Here is a 17,015-nt window from a genome sequence, read left to right as displayed (position 1 = left end):
AGGAGATCTTCTATGCACAAACGCTCGTATTGTATCATCGGTTTAGAATTATATATGGAGGAGTTTTGCCCCATCGCTGTCTATGAAGCCCTAGGACTTCGCCCAAGTATCTATAAGCACAAAAACGCAGAATCCATCACCCTATCCTATAAACATTGGAAACAAGAATTAGAGCAGTATCACAAAGCCTCTAATCTAGAATCCACCTCTACAAGTGAAGCGGGATCTAAAGATGAGCCTAAAGCCTTTTATAAAATCCACTCCAAAATCATAGCTTTAAGCGTGTTTCGCAAAGAGTGCGAGCGATTTGTAGAGCGCATTAGCCACAAGCACAAAGCCCTAGAAAATCTCAAAGAACAGCACAATGCCTTCATCGTGCTAAAGATCCACTCCTATCTAAACAAAGCCGACACCCTAGCCCTAAACCTCTCCCCCAAAGTCTCGCAAGTGTGCGCAAGGCTTGGGATACGGATCCTTGTGCAAGTCGAGATTCTAGACTAATGCCCCAAAAGCCGCGCGGCGACATTACGCGCACTGCCGTGCTTAAGATAGGCGCGGAGCTTGTAGGCATTGTCGATGAAGTCTTGCACGCGCACTTGGCGGTAGGCTTGCAAGAGATTTTCCACACTCATAGCCCCTTGGATTAGCTCTTGGTGGATTCTAGAGCTACCGCAGCCGGGCTTCTCTCCGCATAGCGCATTGTAGAAAATATTTGCCAGCCCTATATAGCGCAAATGCACAAAACAGCGTGCGATATAGTAGTCAAGCCACGCGCTTTTATACGCTAGGACAAATGGCACCCCAAGCAATGCTGCCTCTAAAGTCGCGGTGCCAGAGCAGATGAAAGCAAAATCCGCTTGCATAAGCGCAGATCTAGTATCAAAGCATAGGGTGAAGTCCTGCAATGCCCCCTTAGTGCAAGGGCTTATCTCATAGATTGTCCGCAAGCTTGCAAGGTCGCTAGAATCCTGGGCAAAAGTGCTTGGGATCACAAGAAGCTTTTTGGCATTGGGAAGTTGCTTTGCCACTTGATAAAATGTCGGGAAAATCCGCTTGATCTCCCCACGCCTAGATCCGGGCATAAAGACAATGCAAGCAGGTTTATGGCTAGTGGTAGTCGCATTTGCCCTAGAATCCACTCTAGAATCTAATAGGCTAGATTCTAGCTCATCAAGCAGCGGGTGTCCCACATACACAAACTGCCCGCTCTCTCTTGCCTGCTTGCTATAACACTCCGCTTCAAAGGGCAAAATCCCAAGCAATGTATCACAATATCGCTCTAAGCTCTTTGCACGATAGCTCTTCCACGCCCAGAGCTGTGGCAAGATATAATAATAAATAGGCGCGATCACACCGCCACTACCTGCTTCTTGCAGTGAGCGGATACGCTTGCTCAAACGAATATGAAACGAAGAAGAATCCATAAGCATAATCACACTAGCTCCTATCGCACTCTTTGCAAGAAGTCTTTGCGCACGGAGCAAAAAGGGGATTTTCACCGCCACATCGCTAAAGCCCATAATAGAAAAATCCCTAGGGTGATAAAGTGGATTTAGCAGCACACCTTGTGCTACAAACTCACCAAACAACGCCCGATCAAAGACCCCTACAATCTCTAGCGGTGCAGTCTCTAGCCCACAGGGCTTGCCACCACTAGAATCACGCAGGCAAAGGAGCTGTCGTATCACTTCTTTGGCGTGGATATTGGCACTAGATTCTAATGCACTAAGAAAAAGTCTCATAGCATCTCCCAAGCAGAGCTAGAATCCACTTTTAATTAAATGCATAAAAGTGGATTCTACAAATCAAAGCTAAATTTTGTCATCACATAGCTGCGGTTTATGGCGGTGTTTGGCGCGATGTTTTGCGGCGCGAAGTCGGGGTTCAGCACGCCGCTGTGGCGGTAGATGCTTGTGTAGTAATTTGCGATGAGTGAGAGGGTTACAAGCTTGTTGATACTCATATCTAGGGTAAGCTTGAGCGAGTATTCATCAGCGGCAGGGGCAGTGGTGTAGCGACCATCTAGCCCTATGTCATAGCGATTTTTGTAGCCCAAAAACTCTCTATCAAAGCTTGCTTTGGTGAAAAATAGCGCGCTAAAGGCGTCTTTATACACGATAGCATTAAGCGAAGAGCCAGTGGCATACACGCTATTATCCCAGATATTTACCCCAAGTGGCGAGCCAAAAAACCCAAGCCTAGCGTGAGATAGCCCGATATTTTGCTGCATAGCAAGCGCGAGATTATAGGAGCTGCGCTCTTTGTAGAAGTCCAAATCCTGCTTTAGCATAATGGTAGCAGTAAGCCCCTCTTCTCTCCCATTTTCATCGCGCAAAAAGCTCCCAAGCAGCACAGGTACAGGCATATAGAGCCTATCATATATCGGCAGGACGACATTGAGCCTTGTGGTGGCGTTAAAGCCGCTAGACTCGCTAGCAGCGGCGTTTGTCTCATAGCGCGCATTAAGTCCGGGCGCACTATACTCACTAATGCCATAGTAATAAAACGCGTGGATAGCAAGGCTGCTGCCATTGCCAAAGAGCTGCGAGAAGCCTAGCTTGCCACTTAGCAGCCCCCTAGGCACATTCGCGCGGCTATAATCCCAGAAAAATCCATCACCAAGCAAGGCTATGCTAGAGATAGCAGCAAGCTCCGTGTAGAAAATCCCAGAATCTGTGAGTTTTAGGCTATATCCTAGCTTGCCGCCCTCCACAAAGCCATTGACATAGTCGCCATCATCGTAGGAAAACCGCCCCAAAGATAGGTCATACGCGCTCTTGCCCCTATCTTGCGTGAGCGCGAAATACGCATTGTGGATATAGTAGTTGCGCGTGTTTAGGGCGGTGGGAGTGCCTGTGCCATCGTAGCTTGGATTAAAGCCCACATAGTTGTAGCCAAGATTATCGCCCCTTCTTGTAGAGTCTTGCGCCAGCCCTGCCCCAGCACCGCCTAAGCCCACTTGGATTGAGCCAGACTCTAGGGCAGCCCTAAGCTCTAGCCCAAGCGTGCCTAGCATATAGCCATAGCTCTCTGTTGGCGAGATTTTGTCTCCGCCGAGCGCGAATTTATTAAAAGACTCTACTTGTATCGTGGGGAAGATCCCTCTTGTGCTTGTGTCTTTGCTCTGCGCAAGAGTTTGCACACTATCTAATGAAGCGTGCGCAAAGCCCATAAACAGCCCAATCATCGCAATTTTTTTCATTACCGCCCTTTGTGAGAAGTTGTCAAATGCGGCATTATAGTGGGGCTTTGATTATTGTTTGCTTTATGTGTTAGGCATTGAGAAGTGCGAGTTTGCAGGGCTTGCTAGATAAGCGCGCCGTTAATGCTTTGAAGCAATGCCTTAAGAAGTTCTTACAAAAAAGTCCAAACAAAGTTTAAGCTATGGATTGTCCCTAACTCTAAATCATTGTGTCTGCCATAGATATTTGCACGATAAGTAATATCGGTATTGACTAAAAGTGGACTTATTTTTAATAAGCCTAAGCCTACTTCAATATATGCTCCATTTGCTTTGAGATTATGCGTCTGGCTAAAATTTGCTCCAGCACCAATTATAATTGAGCCTGTGCCCATAAGCCCTTCTGGGTGGATATATAGCACTCCACCCACAGAGTGAGTGGGAGCATAAGTGTCCATATAAAGATATTTAAGCCTTACACCAAATCCTATTTCATAATCAGTAAAAGGAATGGATACAGAAGGCTTTAAATAAAAATGATTATCCACAAAGAAATTCCACCCTACACTAGCACCAACGATTCCGCCAAATCTATCTTTAGCTACTTTATTTGAATCTATCTTGTTTAAATCTGTGCTAAAGCCATAATGAAATGAAGCTATTTGCAACATATTTCCTATTAAACATCTAAAATCTCCTATCATACAGCCAACTCCAGCCCTTAAACTCCCACATATCATAATGCTAAGTAGAAAGATTTGTAATAGTCTCATCACCTTATCCTAAATACTCTTTACAAAAGCGGATTCTAGCTAAAATCCATATAGGATTCTAGCCGCAGATTTCACCCAGCGCGAGCGATCGCGGATTGCGCACTTTTGTAGGTTGCTAATCTGGCTGCTTGCTACCACCAAGATACTACTCCGCCCTAGCCTAAATGAGTGTCTCCAAGCTCCGCCTTACACTAGAATCCACTTTTGATTATGGATTGTATGTTTGTTTGGGGCATTGGCAAGATTGGCACATATCCGCCTTATATCATTATATGTAGTGGGTGGGGGATATTGTTTGCTTTATGTGGTTGAAGTGGTTTGCTAAAATCTATGGAGAGAAGCTAGAAAAGCTAGATTCTAGGCAGAATCTAGCTAAAGACAGGGGCTGGGGTTACATCATTCCCATACCGCCCATTCCACCCATACCGCCCATATCTGGCATAGCTGGAGCAGGCTTGTCCTCTTTGATCTCATTGATTGTCGCCTCTGTGGTAAGTAGCATACTTGAGACAGACACGGCATTTTGCAGTGCTACTCGCGTAACTTTCAAAGGATCGATGATACCTGATTTAAACATCGCTACATACTCGCCACTTGCGGCATTGAAGCCATAGCCTTCTTCTTTGGTGTTTTCGATTTTATCAATCACCACGCCTGCGTCATAGCCCGCGTTGATAGCGATTTGTGCCAAAGGAGCTTTAATAGCGCGCTTGATGATGTCATAGCCGATTGCTTCATCGCCTTCAAGCTTTAGCTTGACCTTTTGCGCCGCGCGGATAAGAGCCACGCCACCACCTGCTACAATGCCTTCTTCTACCGCAGCTTTTGTCGCAGAGAGCGCGTCATCTACGCGGTCCTTTTTCTCTTTCATCTCTACTTCGCTAGCCGCACCCACTTTGATCACCGCTACACCGCCGCTAAGTTTGGCTAGCCGCTCTTGGAGCTTTTCTTTGTCATAATCGCTTGTGGTCTCTGCGATTTGTGTGCGGATTTGCGCCACTCTGGCTTTGACATCAGCACTCTTGCCCTTGCCATCGACTATGGTTGTGTTGTCTTTATCGATGACGATTCGAGCAGCTTGCCCAAGGTGTGCGATCTCTGCGTTCTCTAGCGTGAGTCCCACTTCATCGCTGATGACTTCGCCACCTGTAAGGATTGCGATGTCTTTTAGCATTTCTTTTCTCCTATCGCCAAAGCCCGGAGCCTTCACCGCTGCGACATTTAGCACACCACGCAATTTATTGACGACCAAAGTCGTAAGAGCCTCTCCCTCAATATCTTCTGCGATGATAAGCAGCGGCTTGCCGCCTTTCATAGTCGCTTCAAGCAGCGGAAGAATATCTTTCATCGATGAGATTTTCTTATCTGTAAGTAGCAAATACGCGTTCTCTAGCTGGATATTCATCTTATCCGCGTTGGTTACAAAATATGGGCTTAAGTAGCCGCGGTCAAACTGCATACCCTCTACCACACTTAGCTCATCATTGATCCCTTTAGCTTCTTCCACGGTGATCACGCCATCTTTGCCGACTTTTTCCATAGCTTCTGCGATTAGGTTGCCGATTTTCTCATCGGAGTTTGCAGAGATTGTCGCTACTTGGGCGATCTCACCCTTGCCACCGACTTTTTTGCTAGCCTTTTTAAGCTCTTCTATGATCGCTTCAGCAGCCTTATCCATACCGCGCTTAACTTCCACAGGGTTTGCCCCAGCAGTGATATTTCTCAAGCCCTCTTTATAGATACTATGGGCTAGCACAGTTGCAGTAGTCGTGCCATCACCCGCAGCATCTGCTGTCTTGCTCGCCACTTCTTTGACAAGCTGCGCGCCCATATTTGCGATAGGGTCTGCAAGCTCGACTTCCTTTGCCACAGATACGCCATCTTTGGTGATTGTAGGCGCGCCATAGCTCTTTTGGATAAGGACATTGCGCCCTCGTGGTCCCATTGTAACTTTCACTGCATCGTGCAGTTGCTTCACTCCCTCATAGAGTTTGTTTCTCGCGCTATCGCTAAATTTGATTTCTTTTGCCATTGTTTGCTCCTTGTGTTAGTTTGTATTGACTACTTGGACAAAACGCCAAGCACATCTTTGATCTCAAGCACGATATATTCTGCTTTATCAAGCTTGATCTCACTACCAGAATATTTCCCAAATACAACTACTTCGCCCTCTTTCACAGACTTTTCATCGGCGACTTGCTTGCTTATGGCAATCACCTTGCCCATAAGCGGCTTTTCTTTCGCGCTATCTGGGATAATGATCCCTGAAGTTGTCTTGCTTTCTTCTTCAAGTCGTTCAACCAGAATCCGTTCGCCTAGTGGTTTGAATTTCATTACCTGCTCCTTGTTCTAAAAATTAGCACTTAAAAATTTTAAGTGCCGAAAGTGTAGAAATATTATGTAAATAAGTCAAGTATTTATCCATTTACCATAAATATTTATTAGTCTATATGACTAAACTTTATTTACTATACATCTATAAAGAATTATTATCTACATAGTATAAATCCATCATATATAATGCACAATCAATGCCAAACAGCCCCGACTCTGCGGCTCCGCCCCACTCACACTCATACACCCCACACAAATCCATAAGACCAATCAAGCACATAAAGCAAGCTTTAACCAAAGCCTAGCTATGATACGCACACTCTAGCTTAAGGATATATGTTGTCTCCCCTAGTTTCTATCATTATCCCTGTCTATAATGTAGAATCCACTATTGCGCGGTGTTTGGATTCTTGTATCAATCAAACTTTTAGCGATATTGAGATTATTATCATAGATGATTGTGGCAGCGATAGCTCTATACACATAGCACAAGACTACGCCCACAAAGACCCTAGAATCCACATCGTGCATAATGCGACCAATCTAGGACTCTTTAGCACACGCATAGCAGGAGAGAGAGTAGCAAGGGGCAAATATATCTTGCCTCTAGATAGCGATGACTACATAGAGCTACACGCGTGCAAGAGACTCTACCGCCTATTGCACAATCTCGCAGAATCCACACCGATCCCTAAGCTCACACTCCTAGTCAATGAAAAGGCGTGTAAAAATGCCATTGGGGGGGGGCAGCACATAAACCACACAGGCAGCCGCGCTATGCCGCCTAAAGTCTCTATCATTATCCCTGTGTATAATGTAGAATCCTACATTGCTCGCTGCCTTGAGTCTTGCATACACCAAAGCTTGCGTGATATTGAGATTTTAGTTATAGATGATTGCGGGAGTGATAGCTCTATACACATAGCACAAGATTATGCTCACAAAGACCCTAGAATCCACATTATCCATAATGCCAAAAATCTCGGCACATTTGCTACGCGCATTAAAGGGATCAAAGCAGCAAAGGGGGAGTATATAGCCTTTTTAGACGCTGATGACTATCTCACAAGCAATGCCTGCGAGATCTCTTACAACGCCACGCTAGAATCCACACAAGCCCAAAGCCCAGCCAACCCCCACCCCACAAATCTAAGCAAATCTAAGCAAAGCGCGCAAGAGCCTGATACAAGTCCGGATATTGTGTTTTTTGGTATGCGTTTTGAGCCGCCAACGCTTAAGCGCGTAAGTCCCCCTGTGCTATGCAAGCCACTTTTCGGAGATGAAGTGCTTTTTGAAGTCTTCGCCCATTGTGCCACACCTCCGTGGCACATATGTGCGAAGCTTTATAAAGCTTCGCACATACGAGGCGCGATCGCGCAGCTCGTGGCACATATGGGCGAAGATGTCCGCCTAACAATGGCAGAAGATGTGCTTAAAAGCTTCTGGCTAACCGCACTAGCTACAAAAAGTATCGGCATACCCGATAAGCTCTATGTCTATTGCGACTCTAGCTCCTCAATCACGCGCAAAATCGATGCAAAAACGCGCGACAAAAAGATCGCTGATATAGGGCGCGTGATTGATGAGCTTCGTAAGCTCTCGCAAGTTGATTGCCTGCGTGCTAATGCAAGCTTTAGTATCGCGCAAAAGCGTGCGATTGCTATCCTTACAAGCGTGCAAGTGCTAGAGCACCGCTATGATGGGCTGATAAATGGTAGTTGGGGGGGGGCGGCATATCTTATGGCTTGTCTCAAGTCTCTACGCTATCATCGCAAGTGGCAGACCTTTGTGCGCTTGCTTGCTTGTATCTTTTCGCTAGGGTATATCAAGCTCTAAGCCTAGAATCCACTTTTTCTAATGGGGATTCAGCTTCGGGTGAGCAATGTGGCAGTGTTGCGCGTTATGGCAAAGGCACGAACACCAAGTTCGCTAACCTTTACCATAACGCGCAAAGCTCCCACAGCCCCACCGCAAATCTTAGAATCTTGGAAAAAGAAAACAACCAAACCGAGCTAGAATCTAACAAGCTAGATTCTAGTGTGCAAGTGGATTGCCACGCCACTGCTAGCGCAGTGTCTCGCAATGACAGCAAAAACACAATATGTAAAAAAGTGGATTCTAGGAGTGAAGTCCAAATTTTAAACAACTCCGCGCAGGATCCTAGGGAAATGGTGGCAGCATAATGCAAACCCCACTAGAATCCAACGCATTTACCAAAGCGCATATCCTAATCATTCGCTCAAATCCTTGCGACCCAGACTCACGCGTGCAAAAAATCGCCACAAGCCTAGCCAAGCAGCGTGCTAAAGTCCGCGTGCTTGCGTGGGATAGAAATAGTGCGCAAAACTCACGCGCCACACTCACACCACAAACCTCTCATATACTCATCGATAGACTAGGCATTAAGGCTAGCTATGGTGTCGGGCTACGCAATCTCCTGCCCCTGCTACTCTTCCAAGTCAAAGTCCTTGCCTATCTCTGGGCAAATCGCAAGACAATCGATGCCATCCACGCGTGCGATTTAGACACGGCATTACCGGCATTGTGTATAGCAAAGCTGTGCAAAAAGCCCTTGATCTATGATATTTTTGACTACTATGTCGATACCTTTAATGTCCCTAGAATCCTAAAGCCACTTATAAAGTCCATAGAGACCTTTGTCATCAATCATAGCGATGAGTGCATCATCTGTGCGCAATCTCGCCTAGAGCAAATCGCCCCAAGCAAGCCCAGATCCCTAAGCATTATCCACAATGCCCCAGAAAAGCCCGCATATATTAAGCCCTTTGCTCTGCTAGATTCTAAAGCCAAGCGTGTGAAAATCGCCTATGTCGGCGTGCTATGCCACAATCGCTACTTACTTGAGCTACTAGAGCTTATAGCAGCAGATCCACGACTTGAGCTGCATATCGCTGGCTTTGGGATTTTGCAAGATGTAGTAGAGAGCTATGCCGCGCGTGCGGATAATATCAGCTTCTATGGCAAGATCTGCTATGAAGATACCCTAGCCCTAGAATCTGCTTGCGATATTATCACCGCTCTTTATGACCCAAGCGTGCCTAATCACCTCTACGCCGCGCCCAATAAATTCTACGAATCTCTCCTGCTAGGCAAGCCTGTGGTAATGGTAAAAGGCACGGGAATGAGCGAGATTGTAGAGGCTATGGGCATTGGCGCGGTGATTGACTTTAGCCTGCACAATCTCAAGCAAGCATTCATCTCCCTTGCTGCTAGCAACTCTCCCCAGCTACAAGCAAAGCGGCAAGCTCTCTATAAAGAGCAGTTTGCTTGGGGGATTATGGAGCAGCGACTCTGGGAGATTTATGCGCGATTCTTCCCCAATCTGCGCAAATCCCTAATCGCTGTCATCTTTGGCACACGCCCTGAAGCCATCAAGCTAGCCCCGCTCATCAAGCAGCTAGAATCTAGCGAGCATTTTGCGATCTGCACTATCACAAGCGGGCAGCATACAGACTCTATGCTCTCTCCCATTTTGCAAGCCTTTGCGATCACGCCTAGCTACAATCTCCATATCCACGCCCCACACCAAAGCCTAGAATCCATAAGCTATAAGCTCCTGTATCATCTCTCCCCACTGCTAAAGACCCTAGAGCCAGATCTCCTCTGTATCCACGGCGATACGACTACGGCATATATAAGCGCGCTATGTGGATTCTACCAGCATATCCCCATAGCCCATATTGAAGCAGGATTGCGCACGCATAATATCCACTCGCCTTTCCCAGAGGAGTTTAATCGCCAAGCCATAGCACTTATTGCCACCTATCACTTCACCCCCACAAACACCACCAAAGCCCACTTACTTAATGAGCGCGTTGCACAATCAAGCATTTTTGTCGTGGGCAACACCGCCATAGATGCCCTGCAAACCACCATAGCAAGCGACTTTACCCACCCACTACTAGAGTGGCTAGGGACTGATAAATGCCTTTTACTCACAGCCCATAGGAGGGAGAATCTAGGCAAGAATTTAGCGCGGATTTTTAGCGCGATCAACGCCCTGCTAGAATCTATCCCCAATCTTAAAATAATCTACCCAATCCACCCCAACCCAGCCATACAAGCCAGCGCGCAAAAGCACCTTAAATCCCAAGAGCGACTGCGTATTGTCCCACCGCTTGATGTGATTGCTTTCCACAATCTCTTGCATAGAGCAGATATTATCCTAACTGATAGCGGCGGTATCCAAGAAGAAGCCCCAGCCCTGCATAAGCCCGTGCTTGTGCTAAGAGAATCCACAGAGCGCGTAGAGGGGCTAGAAGCCGGCACGCTAAAGCTTGTGGGCACAGATCCTAGCGCGATCTTTGAAGCTGTATATGAGCTTTTGCACAATCAAGCCCTCTATGCAGCAATGGCTTCTAAGAAAAATCCTTATGGAAATGGCACAAGCTCTAAGCAAATTACTAGCATTTTAGAAAATCTCTTAGGGGGGGCAGAGCTAGGCTATAGGATCTATGTTTTTGTAGATTTTAGCCTAGAATCCACTTTTTCTAAAAAGGATTCAGCTTGTGGGCTAGAATCGCGGATTGCTGCGCCGCGCTGTGTCGATAGACCTCCAAGTCTTATCTCCTTGCGCGGCTTGCAAAGCCACGATTCTAGCCACACAATCTTAGAATCCCAAAGCGGCGTGGTGCAAGGCGGGGGCACGCAAGCAGGTTTCTTTAGTAAAGCCCAATCCTCCAAAAAAGCTGAACCACTTTTAAAGGTAGCTTATGTCGCTGCCTAAAGTCTTGCACCTAGCCTCCGACACCTTCAAAGGCGGCGCAGAAAGTGTGTTTCGCAACACCATAGAAGCCACCCTAGAATCCAAGCAGTTTGACATCTATGTCGCAAGCTGTGATAGGCTGCCGCCTTGTGGCATAGAGAGTGCGCGATTTTTGCGCCTTGATGATTGGCAGCTCTATCCTAAGTGGCGCGGGGCATATAAATATGTCTTTAATCTCGCAAATTACAAGCGGCTTAAAGCCTTTCTTTTTACGATCAAGCCAGATATTATCCACACGCAAAACTACCTTTCCCGCCTAAGCCCTAGCGTGCTTTTTGCCCTTAGAGCCTACAAGGCAAAGCACCCAAACGCAAAGCTTATCTACACACAGCACGGCTTTGGACCTTGCGCAAATGGCGGGCTATACAACTATGCCAAGGGGCAAATTTGCGAGCAATGTATAGGGCATAGCAAGGGCTTGCGCATAGCCTATAAAAACTGCGATAGAAGAGGGCGGATATACTCGATTTTAAAGGCACTGCGCTCGCCCTTTTATCAAGGAGCATTGCTGCAAGAAAAAGAGCTTTTTGACACAATCATTTGCGTGGGGGAGTTCCAGCGGCAAAAGCATATCCAAGATGGCTGGGATAGCTCTAAGCTAATCACCCTGACAAACCCCATAGAGACCAAATTCTACAACCCGCACATCTCCCTAGCAGATAAACGCGATTTGCTCGTGTTTTTTGGCAGGCTAGCCCCGGAGAAAAATGTCCCCTTGCTACTCCGCGCCTTTGCCAATCTCATCAAGATCCCGCGCTTCTCCCACTATAAGCTGCTTATCATAGGCGATGGCGATGATAAGCCAAAATGTATAGAGCTAGCTAGAAAGCTAATACCCCAAGCAAGCCCAAATACCAAAATCCTAGAATCCACTTTTTCAAAAGTAGATTCGGTCTTGGGTATCCATAGCGACGATTTAGCAAAATTTAGGGCAACCGCAGACCGCAAGTCTTGCTCTACCCTAAATTTTGCTAAAAGCCCCACTAGCAACACCGCAATTCCTAGAATCTTTGAAGAGAAACAAGCCAGACGAGAATTGTCATCGCGAGCCGATGAAGCCCTTTTCCCGTCATCGCGAGACTTGCAGCAGCACGGCGTGGCGATCCAAAGCCTAGAATCCACTTTTGAAAAAGTGGATTCTAGGAATGCCCTTTTTGCTAACGCAAAATCTATGGATTGCCACGCCGACAAGTCGGCTCGCAATGACAGCGAGTTGGATTCTAGGGCGGATCGCCACGCAGAACATAACGCTTGCAATGATGATAAAAACGCGATGAGTGAAAAAGTGGATTCTACTTTTGAGACTATGGATTGCCACGCAAACGCTAGCGCGCTTGCTCGCAATGACGGAAAAAATGCCGCTAGTAAAAAAGTGGATTCTAGGAGTGAAGCCCCCTTTCTGTCATTGCGAGAAAATCCGCAAGGATTTTCGTGGCAATCCATATCCGCACAAGCGGATTCTAAGCAAAATGCTCAAAATTTAAGCAAACCGCAGGCAGTAGCAAAAGTGGATTCTAGCACCGAAGCAAATGTAAGTAAGCAAGCAAAGCTTCCTTACACCTTCTTGCCAGCACGCTCACCCAAAGAGCTAGCAGAGATTCTAGCTAAGGCAAAGCTCACAATCCTGCCAAGCTTGTGGTATGAGACCTTTGGGCTTACAATCATAGAATCCATTTTAGCCGGCGCGATCCCCATAGTAAGCGATCTAGGGGCTATGCAAGAAACTATTGAAAATTTTTATGGCAAGAGCTTTGGCTTTGATCCGCGCCAAGCCCTACAAGATAGCAATATCCAAAGCCTAGAAGTGTGTATCATAAACACCCTAGACTCTTATGAGAGCGAGTTTGCCACCTTGCTACAAAAGCGCGAAGAGATTATGCAAGATCTCCACAGCTATGCCAAAAAGCTTATAAATCTCTATTTCTATGGGGGGGGGGGGCATAATAACCATTGAGCTAGCTTTACTGAAGCTTTACGCGCTTGCCCACTATCTCAACTCTTCCTTTCAATTTGCCCCTGCCCTACCCCCACAAGAGCTAAAGCAAATCCTAGCTAAAGCCAAGCTCTCTATCTCACCAAGCCTACTCAATGAGACCTTTGGGCTTACCATTGTAGAGTCTATGCTCTCTAGCACGCCAGCTCTCGTGGCAAACCGCCCCGAGCTAAACACCACAGCACAGAGATTTGGGGGCTTTGTGTTTGATGATTTAGAGCAAGATTTGCAAGGGATTTTAGATAAGTATGCTAAGTATTATGAAGATTTCTCACGCAAGCGCGCACAAAGTATCGCTTATATCCTTTCACACCCATATCCTAGAGAGCTATTTGCACTCTACTTGCAAGGATCTAGCCTTATCTAGCACCACAAGCCTGTGCAAGCTAGAAATATAGTCCCACGCTTGCATTGGCATTGATAGAGTAGTAGTCTGCGCCTACTTGTGAAGCTAGCCCAAGCCGCGCGAAATATCGCTTATAGTTTATCTGCGCATTAAGTCCGCCATAAAATCCATGCATACTTAGCTGATGATTTTGGCTAAACCACAAATGCGAAAAATCGCTAAAAGAGCTTTGACTCTGCAAGTTTGTCAAAAGCCGCAAGGTGTAGAATCCAAATCCATTGACACTAAAGCTGATAGACTCTAGCGACTTAGCATAGCCGATATGCAAGCCTAGACTAGAGCCTAGTGTATTGTAAGTCGCGCTCGCATACGATTTGGCAAAGATACCGCCCTGCTCGGCGTAGCTGCCTTGCGCGACTAGAGAGTAGTTGAGCAGTGCCATAGGCTTAAATACCACTGATTTGATAGCAAAATCCCTAGCGATCCCAACTTGCGCATTTAGCAGATACTGCATAAAGGAGCTTTGCAAGCTTTGTGGAGAAGCGATGATAGATCGCGTAGTGGAGTTTGCCCCAAGCCCAGCACTAAGCGCGCTTATCACGCTTATATGCTTCAAATCCCATATCGCGCTACCACCTAGAGAAAAGGCATTCGCGCTAGCTTGCGTGTAGGTGTGCTTGGCTTGATTGGTTGTGAAGTCTAAAAAGCCGCCGATTATGAGACTATCGCTCATTGTGCGCTTTGCTTGGAGAGTGGTGGAGACAGCATTAGAGCGGTAGGAGCTATGGGCAAAATGCGTGTAGTTGGTGCTAAAGGACACTTCATTTTTCTTAGCCCCAAAGCTACTAGCAATGTCTGCAAGCAGCTTTGTCTGCAGCATATTTGTGCCAGCCACAGCTGCAAGTCTTGGGAGCTTGCGGTAGGCTAGTGGCATAGGGCTTGCAATCGTAGAGTCCGCCAAAAACGCAAGGCTATTGATAGAGAGACTTTCTTGAAGTGTAAGTGTGTCTTGCATAGCTTGGAGCGGGGCGTTTTCTGCAAGGCTATCAAGGCTTGCTTGATACAATGGGCTAGCAGCGTTTGTGATCGCGCCAAAGTAGTCTTGGTAGTCTTTTGATAGGCTAGGGTCTTGGAAAATATCTTTCAATGTCTCGCCCATCGTAGAATCCCCACTTGGCTTAAACGCATCAGCTCTCAATGTGGTGCTTAGGGTTTGCTTGGCGTGATCATAAGTAAAATCTAGGACATTATTGCTCTTTGGCAAAATAGTGTCAAATTTATCAGTATGATTTTTGAGTGAGCCTAGATCTAGCTGTATTGTTTTCCCAGCGGTGAGCAAGCTACCCTCGCCGCTATATATGGGGACAAATTCTAGTGTGCCGCCTTGTATGTCGTAGCTATTTGCTTCTAGCTTAGAGTTGAGATTGCCGCTAAAGGCGATTTGCAGCTTTGCATTAGAATCCTGCGTATAAGAGCCATTGATTGTAAGGGTGTTTTGTGAAAGGCTTGTGATAGGCGCAGCTCCAAATCCTGCCATCACAACACCGCCTAGATTCTCCACCTTGCTTGTGCTTGCTTGTATCTCACTTCCTGTGGCTATGCTGCCAGAGCCAGCTAAGACTCCACCATTTGTGAGCTTGACACCAGAAGTAGCAAGTGTCGCGCCGCTTGTGTTTGTGCCATTTATCACAGAGCCTAGCTGGATTACTCCGCCATTTTCCGCATAGGTCGTGCCTTTAATTGTTGCGCTATTTTCAATATGCACGATCCCAGAGTCTTTGGCATAGGCGTTTTTCTCTATCACACCGCCACTTAGGAGCAAGACTCCAGCGTTTTCCGCATAGGCATTGCTCTTTACTAGCTTGCCGCTTTTACTTAGCTCTAGCACACCTTGCAGGACGCGTGTCGCACCTTCATAGGTGTTTGTCCCGCTTAAGGTTAGCTTCCCAGCTCCTACTTTGATAAGCCCTGCTTTTTTGATGTCTTTTAGCTCTTCTTTAGGCGAGTTCCACGCACCCTCTGTGTGCCATTTATCTTCCCATAATCGCTGATCTATATCGTTGCTAAACTCACCGCTTAGCCCCTTTGTATCAATGGTATAAAAGGCTTGATTCTCTCCCTCAAAATGCTCTACGCTATTTTTACCCATACGATTGACATCAAGTCGTGCTAAGCCTTTTAAAGCTTTTTGCACATCTAAGATCCCCTGCCCAAAGACTTCTTCTTTGCTAAGCTTGATAATTGCTTCGGCATCATCGCGGGCTTGATCTGTCTTGCTAAGATTATTGAACATTTTGTCAATCTCGCTATCTGTATAGCCTAGCCCTTTCAAATCCTGCCTTACTTTATCTCTATCTATTTTGCCATTTTTCATAGGTGGTTCATTATCAATATAAATGATATTAAAGGAAGTGTATTTACCACTTGATGTTGGCATAGCTTTAATAGTAATTTTTGGTGCAGTGTAGTTATTGTTCGCCGTAGTAAGCAGCACATCAGCAAGCTGTGCCCCACCTAAAAAGCCAAATTTCTGCTGCACGAGCATTGCCGCCCCGCTTACCATAGGCGTAGCTTGCGATGTCCCACTCATCGCACAAAACTCTTCCTTGTTATCCCCATCGCAAGCAGCCGTATTGTTTCCCCCTGCACTAGAAAAATTCGCATTCGCAGAATCTATATTGCTACCCGGAGCCGTAATCGCATAGAGTGCTGCGCCTTTAAAGGCATTGCTATAACTTGCCGCACCATTGCACTCTGCATTAGCGTTACCACTACATTTACCACTCATAATAGTAATATGCTTTGTTTTCTCATCAATGGTTATCCCCCGTGCGTCTAAAGCCCCTACCACAAGCCACGCACGCACGGCTTCATCATAGCTTGGAGCCACCGCTGTGGCAGCAGGGGTGATCTTACCCTCATTCCCAGCTGCCATAACATTTAGCATATCTTTTTCTTTAGATAGGCGGATAAGGTCTAGAGTAACATGTGGGGTTCTCCTGCCTGTGGAAGTTTCTTCTTGGTTAATCCTCCACTCTAAAAGCGTGTTGAAATAATAATCCGCACTAATTGTCCCGCTATTTTTATCAATGACAGCATAGCCAGAATCTGCATAGTAACGATTATTGAGCGGATACCACCTAGCTACCCAGCTATTATTGATGATTTTGACATTCCAATTCTTTACATCTTCATATAAATTGCCCGTATAGGTTAAGCTTGGATTATTTTTGCCAAGCCCATAATATCTGCCATTATAGGCAATGCCGTGCGGATTCCTATCACCTTGCATCGCACCAATGGCAATGCCAGCGACATGAGTGCCGTGCCACTCCTTTACATTAGAAGAAATACCATTGATTAGCCCCACATCTTTACCGGCTAAACTCGGGTGATTTGGGCTAAAGGCAGAATCTATCACGCCAAGATTCACGCCACTGCCATCTATGCCCGGATTTTCCTTGTAGGCTTCATCAAGGTTGATAAGTTTCCACGATTTTTCAAGGATATGGATCAGCTCACTAGCACTTAGCACAAGCGGTAAGACACCTATACAAAGGGCTATCACATACTTTTTCATTAGAATCCTTACTAAAATTTTG

The 17,015-nt window shown here is 46.3% G+C and carries 11 protein-coding genes and 3 pseudogenes; 7 read left to right on the top strand and 7 right to left on the bottom strand.

Features of this window, described 5'->3' with window-relative positions:
• Nucleotides 1-12 precede the first annotated feature (12 nt).
• Nucleotides 13-501, top strand: coding sequence for a hypothetical protein (locus tag DX060_RS05675; protein ID WP_115011554.1), 489 nt, complete (start codon nt 13-15; stop codon nt 499-501).
• Here the strand turns inward: DX060_RS05675 and lpxB are convergent.
• The 6 genes and pseudogenes from lpxB to DX060_RS11330 all read right to left on the bottom strand — a co-directional run bounded on the left by lpxB (nt 498) and on the right by DX060_RS11330 (nt 6,568).
• Entirely contained in the window at nt 498-1,742 is a 1,245-nt protein-coding gene (gene lpxB / locus DX060_RS05670; RefSeq protein ID WP_115011553.1) for a lipid-A-disaccharide synthase, read from the bottom strand. The two genes, DX060_RS05675 and lpxB, sit on opposite strands and share 4 nt — an antisense overlap.
• 56 nt (nt 1,743-1,798) lie before the next feature.
• Complete coding sequence (locus DX060_RS05665) at nt 1,799-3,202, bottom strand: outer membrane family protein (protein WP_115011552.1); 1,404 nt, start codon at nt 3,200-3,202, stop codon at nt 1,799-1,801.
• A 152-nt stretch (nt 3,203-3,354) separates the two neighbouring features.
• Entirely contained in the window at nt 3,355-3,954 is a 600-nt protein-coding gene (locus DX060_RS05660; protein WP_115011551.1) for a hypothetical protein, read from the bottom strand.
• Between the two features lie 391 nt (nt 3,955-4,345).
• Nucleotides 4,346-5,986 carry a chaperonin GroEL gene (gene groL, locus DX060_RS05655; protein ID WP_115011550.1) on the bottom strand — a complete coding sequence of 547 codons (1,641 nt, stop codon included), beginning with the start codon at nt 5,984-5,986 and terminating at the stop codon, nt 4,346-4,348.
• Between the two features lie 35 nt (nt 5,987-6,021).
• Nucleotides 6,022-6,288 (bottom strand): annotated as a pseudogene (gene groES / locus DX060_RS05650) (co-chaperone GroES); the annotation flags it as partial.
• Between the two features lie 142 nt (nt 6,289-6,430).
• The gene (locus DX060_RS11330) at nt 6,431-6,568 is read right to left on the bottom strand and encodes a hypothetical protein (protein WP_181814205.1); all 138 of its coding nucleotides are present in this window, start codon (nt 6,566-6,568) and stop codon (nt 6,431-6,433) included.
• A gap of 56 nt (nt 6,569-6,624) precedes the next feature.
• On the opposite strand from DX060_RS11330, the pseudogene DX060_RS05645 reads away from it, so the two are divergent.
• The 6 genes and pseudogenes from DX060_RS05645 to DX060_RS05620 all read left to right on the top strand — a co-directional run.
• Nucleotides 6,625-6,945, top strand: a pseudogene (locus tag DX060_RS05645) (glycosyltransferase family 2 protein); the annotation flags it as partial.
• A gap of 120 nt (nt 6,946-7,065) precedes the next feature.
• Nucleotides 7,066-7,371, top strand: a pseudogene (locus DX060_RS11975) (glycosyltransferase family 2 protein); the annotation flags it as partial.
• Between the two features lie 692 nt (nt 7,372-8,063).
• Nucleotides 8,064-8,471, top strand: coding sequence for a hypothetical protein (locus tag DX060_RS05635; RefSeq protein WP_147278782.1), 408 nt, complete (start codon nt 8,064-8,066; stop codon nt 8,469-8,471).
• On the top strand, nt 8,471-11,035 hold the full coding sequence (wecB, locus tag DX060_RS05630) for a non-hydrolyzing UDP-N-acetylglucosamine 2-epimerase (RefSeq protein ID WP_115011547.1): 2,565 nt from the start codon (nt 8,471-8,473) through the stop codon (nt 11,033-11,035). Before DX060_RS05635 ends, wecB begins: the two co-directional genes overlap by 1 nt.
• Complete coding sequence (locus tag DX060_RS05625) at nt 11,022-13,028, top strand: glycosyltransferase family 4 protein (protein WP_115011546.1); 2,007 nt, start codon at nt 11,022-11,024, stop codon at nt 13,026-13,028. The genes wecB and DX060_RS05625 overlap by 14 nt, the downstream gene beginning before the upstream one ends.
• A complete protein-coding gene (locus DX060_RS05620; RefSeq protein ID WP_115011545.1) occupies nt 13,000-13,434 on the top strand; it encodes a glycosyltransferase in 435 nt (144 codons plus the stop codon). The genes DX060_RS05625 and DX060_RS05620 overlap by 29 nt, the downstream gene beginning before the upstream one ends.
• Before the next feature lie 19 nt (nt 13,435-13,453).
• On the opposite strand, the gene DX060_RS05615 is transcribed toward DX060_RS05620, so the two are convergent.
• A complete protein-coding gene (locus DX060_RS05615) occupies nt 13,454-16,993 on the bottom strand; it encodes a S8 family serine peptidase (RefSeq protein WP_115011544.1) in 3,540 nt (1,179 codons plus the stop codon).
• Nucleotides 16,994-17,015 lie beyond the last annotated feature (22 nt).

The sequence above is a fragment of the Helicobacter canis genome (genome assembly GCF_900451095.1).
Taxonomy (GTDB): domain Bacteria; phylum Campylobacterota; class Campylobacteria; order Campylobacterales; family Helicobacteraceae; genus Helicobacter_B; species Helicobacter_B zhangjianzhongii.
The sequence above is the reverse complement of the archived record's forward strand: the minus strand, read 5'-3'. Positions and strand labels throughout refer to the sequence as shown.

Excerpts from the sequence above, each read along its gene's own strand:
- DX060_RS05620 (WP_115011545.1), top strand. The coding sequence starts at position 13,000 with ATGGGGGGGGGGGGCATAATAACCATTGAGCTAGCTTTACTGAAGCTT.
- wecB (WP_115011547.1), top strand. The coding sequence starts at position 8,471 with ATGCAAACCCCACTAGAATCCAACGCATTTACCAAAGCGCATATCCTA.
- DX060_RS05660 (WP_115011551.1), bottom strand. The coding sequence starts at position 3,954 with ATGAGACTATTACAAATCTTTCTACTTAGCATTATGATATGTGGGAGT.
- DX060_RS05625 (WP_115011546.1), top strand. The coding sequence starts at position 11,022 with ATGTCGCTGCCTAAAGTCTTGCACCTAGCCTCCGACACCTTCAAAGGC.
- DX060_RS05665 (WP_115011552.1), bottom strand. The coding sequence starts at position 3,202 with ATGAAAAAAATTGCGATGATTGGGCTGTTTATGGGCTTTGCGCACGCT.
- DX060_RS11330 (WP_181814205.1), bottom strand. The coding sequence starts at position 6,568 with ATGTGCTTGATTGGTCTTATGGATTTGTGTGGGGTGTATGAGTGTGAG.
- lpxB (WP_115011553.1), bottom strand. The coding sequence starts at position 1,742 with ATGAGACTTTTTCTTAGTGCATTAGAATCTAGTGCCAATATCCACGCC.
- groL (WP_115011550.1), bottom strand. The coding sequence starts at position 5,986 with ATGGCAAAAGAAATCAAATTTAGCGATAGCGCGAGAAACAAACTCTAT.
- DX060_RS05615 (WP_115011544.1), bottom strand. The coding sequence starts at position 16,993 with ATGAAAAAGTATGTGATAGCCCTTTGTATAGGTGTCTTACCGCTTGTG.
- DX060_RS05675 (WP_115011554.1), top strand. The coding sequence starts at position 13 with ATGCACAAACGCTCGTATTGTATCATCGGTTTAGAATTATATATGGAG.